A 5,735-nucleotide genomic window follows, 5' to 3' on the forward strand; every position below is an offset into this window, starting at 1 on the left:
AATTCCAGTTGTTCCCGTGGACATCAGGTAAGCAGCCCAGAACCACAAATGCAGCGCGGTATGGGTCTTGTGCAGGACTGTACCGGCCGTCAGAGACACCTGATAGGCGCAGCCACCGCACTGCCATAGTCGTCGTGCTGCTATCGGCCACGCCGTTGTGCCGCCACACCGCGGACAGACGAAACCCTCAGGCCACCGGCACTGGAACAGATAGTCCAGACACGCCTGCTCATCGCCGAATCTGGCCTGGAAATCCAATATCGTCCGCGGAAAATCTGGCTTGGCCATGAATAAACCCTACCTGAGCTAACCGTTCACCCACTAGATCCGTTTTGTGAAGGCTCTGCAGGATGGGGGCAATACAGTCGCCATGACCGGTGACGGTGTCAATGATGCCCCGGCTCTGAAACAGGCGGACATCGGTATCGCTATGGGTATCACGGGGACGGACGTGTCCAAGGGCGCGGCGAAAATGATCCTGACCGACGATAATTTCGCGACCATCGTTTCAGCGGTCAAGGAAGGCCGAGGGGTTTACGCGAACATCATCAAATTCGTGAAGTTTCAGTTGACGACAGCGTGGGGCTTTGTGCTGATTTTTCTTGTGTGCGGGGGTGCTGGGCCTGGCTGGCGGTGCACCATTCACGGCACTGCAGATCCTCTGGGTGAACATCATCATGGACGGTCCACCCGCCCTGGCGCTCGGAGTAGACCCGGCCAGTCCGGACATCATGAAGGAAAAGCCACGGCCCGCGAATGAACCGCTGCTGACCCGTAACCGTTTACTACGGATTCTCGTTCTCGGCGCTGTCATGGCTACAGGCACCATCGCCATCCTCGCGCTGTCACCGGTCCTTTTCCCTGAAAGCTCTACGGATCCAGACCTCGCCACAACCCTGGCATTTACGACCTTCGTTTTTTATCAAGTGTTTAACCTGCTTAACGTTCGCTCTGAACCCGGGTCCGTGTTCTCGGCGCAAACCTTCACTAACCGCAGCATCTGGGTGGCGTTAGCCGCCGTGGTAGTGCTCCAGGTGCTAGTGGTGAATCTACAGCTGCTGCAGGGCTTCTTTGACACCACAGCACTCACCTCCACCCAATGGGCGCTAGCCCTTCTGGTCGGATCCTCGGTCCTGTGGATCGAGGAAATCCGCAAAGCATTTGCGCGAAACCTGCCACACCTGGGCAAATCTTCTAACACTGCAACCCACAGCGCTCTGACCAACCCACACTCTTAGCCCATGACGCATGTATAGGTTAATGGCATGACACCTCCAGCTCACGCTGCTTCGTTCCTCGCGCTTCATCACGGCCCTACGCCGCTGCTGCTCGCCAATGCCTGGAGCATTGTCTTGGCACGGTTGTTCGCCTCGATGGGGTTCCATGCGCTTGCCACAACCAGCGGTGGGTACGCTGCGTCGCTGGGCCGTCTCGATGGTCAGCTGACGCGCGACGATGCCCTCGAGTATGCAGCGGAGCTCGTGTAGGCGACGCCCCTGCCCGTCAACGCCGACTTGGAAAGTGGTTTCGGGGATGATCCGGCGGTTGTCGCTGAGACGTTCGGCCTTGCGGCCCGGACCGGACTGGCCGGCGCAACGATCGAGGACTTTACCGGCGAAGCGGGCTCTCCCATCTACGGACTCGATCTCGCCGCCGAGCAAGTGCGGGCCGCCGCCGAAGCTTCTCACCGGGGGCCGACACGATCCGCCGCCTTCAGGCCTACCAGGAGGCTGGTGCAGATGTCTTTATGCGCCTGGCCTCACCCGGTTAGAGGACATCCGATCCGTAGTGGCGTAGGTAGATCGCCCGGTCAATGTGCTCGCGATGGCGGGCACACCGGACGTCTCGGAGTTGAGCTCTGTGGGCGTCAGCCGGATTTCGGTCGGTGGTGCATTCGCTTTTGCGGCCCTCGGAGCCGCGGCCAATGCAGCACGTGAGCTACTCGATCAGGGAACCTACAACTCTACCTCCGGGTCGAAAGTCGGCAGAGAGATCACCATGACCACCTTCAGCGACTGAGCCCTCGCGGGACACCTCGACAAATTCAAGTATTCACAGTGCAGCGCTACCGGGTGGGTTATCCTGCCTGAGCCTTGAAGTACCGGCTTTACGAGTACCTCGCGGTTTGGGCATGGTTAGCTTGTTTCGGTGCGTGTGATACCACGCCGGATGTCCGCCACCCCGATCAATATTTCACCCCGCAGCAACCCTGGACGTCTTCCGGCAGCCCATCGTCAGCCGGGGCAGAGACGTACCGTTCTGTCGATACGTCTCTGAGAAGTGATTCCACGCCAATCGGCGCAGGCCCGCCCATCAAGTTTTCAACGACAGTCACTGCCGGAAACTCCATCCGAGTTAATAGGACCCGCCTCATATTCTGGAGTGGAGCGGTACTCGGTATATCGGAGGCACGGTTAATTCGGTGAAAGAAGGTCAGCATCCAGTCTCACCCTTGTTTGAGTCGGCGTTCACGTCTATTGGTCCGCCGCCGGTTGATAGCTCATTCGCCTGATGGCGTTGAAGCCACCTAGCTGTTCTTCGGTAACATCCTCAGCTTTAGCTGGCTGAGTCCTCGCGGCCGCTGGGCCAGGTTGCGTGCAATGAGTGCCAGTTCCGCACCAGCCGGTGTGGCCGCGCCAGCCAACACGATCGGATGCCCTTTGTCTCCGCCTTCCCGGAGGGAAACTTCCAGTGGAACGCTACCCAGTAATGGAACGTCGTGTCCCAGTGTTTCCGACAACCGGCCGGCGAGTGTACATCCGCCGCCTTTGCCAAACAGTTCCATCCGCTCACCGGTGGGCAGCTCAAGCCACGACATGTTCTCAATAACGCCTGCGACTTTCTGCCCGGTTTGTTGAGCCATGCTGCCCGCGCGCACGGCGACGTCGGCTGCTGCGCTCTGGGGGGTGGTCACCACCAGCAGCTCGGACTGGGGTAGCAACTGGGCCACCGAAATGGCGACGTCTCCGGTGCCGGGTGGCATGTCGAGGAACAACACGTCAAGGTCGCCGAAGTACACGTCGGTGAGGAATTGTTCAAGTGCGCGGTGCAGCATGGGACCACGCCATGCGACTGGCTGATTCCCGCTGACAAACATGCCGATCGAAATGACTTTCACGCCATGCGCGACCGGTGGCAGGATCATCTCGTCCACCTGCGTAGGAGGCTGGTCAATTCCTAGCAGGGCCGGCACCGAGAATCCGTAAACATCGGCGTCGATAATCCCTACCCGCAGGCCCTCGGCGGCCATGGCGACCGCGAGATTGACCGTTACGCTGGACTTGCCCACGCCCCCTTTACCACTGGCCACAGCGTAAATCCGGGTGAGGGATCCCTCGTCGTTGAAAGGGATCCCTCGGGCGGTTTGAGGCCCGCGAAGCTTTTCCTTCAGCTCATCGCGTTGCTGCTGCGACATGACGTTGAGGCGGACAATGACACCGTGAACACCATCCACCGCTGCCAGCGCCTTTTCCACATCGCGTGTGATCGTTCCTTTTAAGGGGCAACCCGCAATGGTCAGGAGGACATCAACAGTGACGGTGCCGTCGTCCTGCACAATGATGTTTTCCACCATGCCAACTTCGGTGATCGGGCGCCTGAGCTCGGGGTCCATGACGGTGGACAACGCCGCACCTATTGACGCTTCCAGGGTCACTTTCTGTCCTTTCGGATTGCCGGTGCCGCATCTGAAACAGCCTCGATATTGTTCACCCGGGTGTTGCCCGTCCAGGGAACCACCTCACTCGGTGCGCGTTGAGCGGTGAACGTGGCGGCCAGTCCACCGAACCGCCGCCGCACCGTCACCTCAGTCATGCCGAGTTCAATAAGTAGGCGCCGGAGGTCACCCTCGGAGGCCAGCCGAATGTCGGCGTGATCGGCGCGATGGACGAGCCTCGCAATGGCGGTGTCCAAGAGGTCGTAGCCGATTAATACGCCGCCAGGGCGCAGGACCCGCACCGCCTCTGCGAGAGCGCGCTCCCATGCACCGACATGGTGGAGCATCAGGAACGAAACCACCACATCGAAGGTTTCGGCGTCGAACCGAAGGCGGGTTGCGTCGCCTGTCACAGCATTGGCTCGGTCGCCGTAGCCGGTTAGGCGGTGCCTGCTCGCCTCCACCATTGTCGGGTCAGGATCGAGGGCGGTCATGGTTATATCGGGGTACGCCTGCAGAAGTCGGGCGGCCATAGCTCCCCCGCCTGATCCGATTTCAAGAACCCGTCCTTGTAGTTTCTGCTTACCAATCGCCCAGGGCAGGACTACCCTGCGCGCAAACACACCCCAGACGTTACAGCGGCAGAGGGCTTGTTCCAGTGCTGGCATAATCGGCAATTGAGCCTCCTTCTGCTGATACGGATGACGGCCTCCAGTATGGTGTAACACTCTCGGCTCAGCCATTATCTGTAAACCCGTCTGGAGAGGTCCGAGAGGCAGAAACCGCCCTACCAGGTCAAGGATCTTAGCCTCGAAACAGTTACTCAATTTTGGCCGCAGGTTGCTTTCGTCTGCTTCCAACGGCGACCAAAGTGAACAGCAGCGCAATCAGCGCCGTAATGGTTAGCAGCATCAGTCCGATGAAGTAGCTTTGCTCTTCAGGGTTGTACGTCGCGCCCATGATCAGCGGTGGAAAGTATCCGCCCAGTCCGCCTGCCGCACTGACGATCCCCGATACTGCGCCTACCTTCCCTGCGGGTGAGAGGACACCAACCCAGGCGAAGACACCGCCAGCTCCCAGGCCCAGGGCTGCAGCCATAGCCACAAACGTCGCGCCTGCGGTGATTTCAGTATCAGGGCGAAGCTGAACCATCCACGCCAGGACCGCAACCGCTGCGAGGGAGATAACCACCACCGGTTTGGAGCCGATTCTGTCCGCAAGGACGCCGCCCACTGGTCGCGCGAGGACGGCCGCAAGAGCGAAACCGGCGGTACGTGCTCCTGCGGATGTTGGGTCAAAATCATAAACATCCCGCAAATAGATGGGGAGGTAGTTGGAAAAAGAAACAAACCCACCGAAAACCACCGCATAGAGAAAGCCCAACTTCCAGGTCACTCCAAGTCTGGCGGCGCCCAGCAGCCTGGGTGCAACCGGTGTCGTACTGCGTGTGAACGCCGGTGAATCTCGCATGAAGAACCACACGACGCCCGCAGTGATCATGAGCAAACCTGCAAGCGACAAGTGCGTTGGAACGTACCCCCACCAGGCCACCAAACGGGGCATGAGGAAAGCGGACAGTGCGGTTCCGCCCATTCCAGCACCGAAAACTCCGGTGGCAAAACCCCGCTTACCCGGTTCATACCAGGCACTCACGAAGGGTATCCCCACGGCGAAGATCGTCCCGGCTATACCGAGAAAGAAGGCGGCAGCCACCAGCAGGGTATAGGAACCGAGCATCCCACCCAAAACAACCAACAACAGCGGAGGAACCGCGCCGAGGAGGATAAGCGTGAAAGTGGGTGAACGGTTAGCTCAGGTTATGTCTTGCGTTTCGGCCATTTTCTGTGATTTGGCGGTAGGTAGTCGGCGGCTGCCGACTGCCAAGACCGAGGAGAGTCTGGAACGCAGCCATGGGCGTGCTGCGTCTGTTGTAGCGGAACGTGAATTCGTCGAGGTAAACCTGTAGTTGTTCATTGCTGACAGATCGGTGTGTCCCTCGCAGCCACGTCTTGAAATTGCTGATCGCACGATGCACTCGAGGCATGACCGGGTCTGCGTCGTCGGCTCTCTTGGCGGCCCT

General features: G+C 59.6%; 6 protein-coding genes and 3 pseudogenes. 4 read left to right on the forward strand and 5 right to left on the reverse strand.

All coding sequences use genetic code 11. The features are described from left to right. The coding region (locus tag Y708_RS27950; RefSeq protein WP_162150426.1) for a transposase at nucleotides 1-288 on the reverse strand (288 nt) is incomplete at its 3' end. A gap of 82 nt (nucleotides 289-370) precedes the next feature. Between Y708_RS27950 and Y708_RS30660 the strand changes: the two are divergent. The 4 genes and pseudogenes from Y708_RS30660 to Y708_RS30670 form a co-directional block, all read left to right on the forward strand. Continuing rightward, nucleotides 371-547: pseudogene (locus tag Y708_RS30660) on the forward strand (hypothetical protein); the annotation flags it as partial. Nucleotides 548-614: 67 nt separating this feature from the next. Then, complete coding sequence (locus Y708_RS30185; RefSeq protein WP_028278547.1) at nucleotides 615-1,238, forward strand: cation transporting ATPase C-terminal domain-containing protein; 624 nt, start codon at nucleotides 615-617, stop codon at nucleotides 1,236-1,238. Nucleotides 1,239-1,265: 27 nt separating this feature from the next. Then, nucleotides 1,266-1,676 (forward strand): annotated as a pseudogene (locus tag Y708_RS30665) (isocitrate lyase/phosphoenolpyruvate mutase family protein); the annotation flags it as partial. Nucleotides 1,677-1,812: 136 nt separating this feature from the next. Next, nucleotides 1,813-2,019, forward strand: a pseudogene (locus Y708_RS30670) (hypothetical protein); the annotation flags it as partial. Nucleotides 2,020-2,527: 508 nt separating this feature from the next. Here the strand turns inward: Y708_RS30670 and Y708_RS0101420 are convergent. From Y708_RS0101420 to Y708_RS27960, 4 genes are all read right to left on the reverse strand, one after another. Then, nucleotides 2,528-3,655 (reverse strand): Mrp/NBP35 family ATP-binding protein, encoded by a 1,128-nt coding sequence (locus Y708_RS0101420; RefSeq protein ID WP_028278549.1) that lies wholly within the window; start codon nucleotides 3,653-3,655, stop codon nucleotides 2,528-2,530. Continuing rightward, nucleotides 3,652-4,323 (reverse strand): class I SAM-dependent methyltransferase, encoded by a 672-nt coding sequence (locus Y708_RS27955; RefSeq protein ID WP_253905652.1) that lies wholly within the window; start codon nucleotides 4,321-4,323, stop codon nucleotides 3,652-3,654. The genes Y708_RS0101420 and Y708_RS27955 overlap by 4 nt, the downstream gene beginning before the upstream one ends. A 151-nt stretch (nucleotides 4,324-4,474) precedes the next feature. Next, a complete protein-coding gene (locus Y708_RS22165) occupies nucleotides 4,475-5,440 on the reverse strand; it encodes an MFS transporter (protein ID WP_081746417.1) in 966 nt (321 codons plus the stop codon). A gap of 22 nt (nucleotides 5,441-5,462) precedes the next feature. Then, nucleotides 5,463-5,735: transposase (locus tag Y708_RS27960; protein WP_162150427.1), on the reverse strand; the 273-nt coding region annotated here is incomplete at its 5' end.

This window comes from Arthrobacter sp. H5 (assembly GCF_000520595.1).
Classification (GTDB): domain Bacteria; phylum Actinomycetota; class Actinomycetes; order Actinomycetales; family Micrococcaceae; genus Arthrobacter_D.

Excerpts from the sequence above, each read along its gene's own strand:
- Y708_RS27955 (WP_253905652.1), bottom strand. The coding sequence starts at position 4,323 with ATGCCAGCACTGGAACAAGCCCTCTGCCGCTGTAACGTCTGGGGTGTG.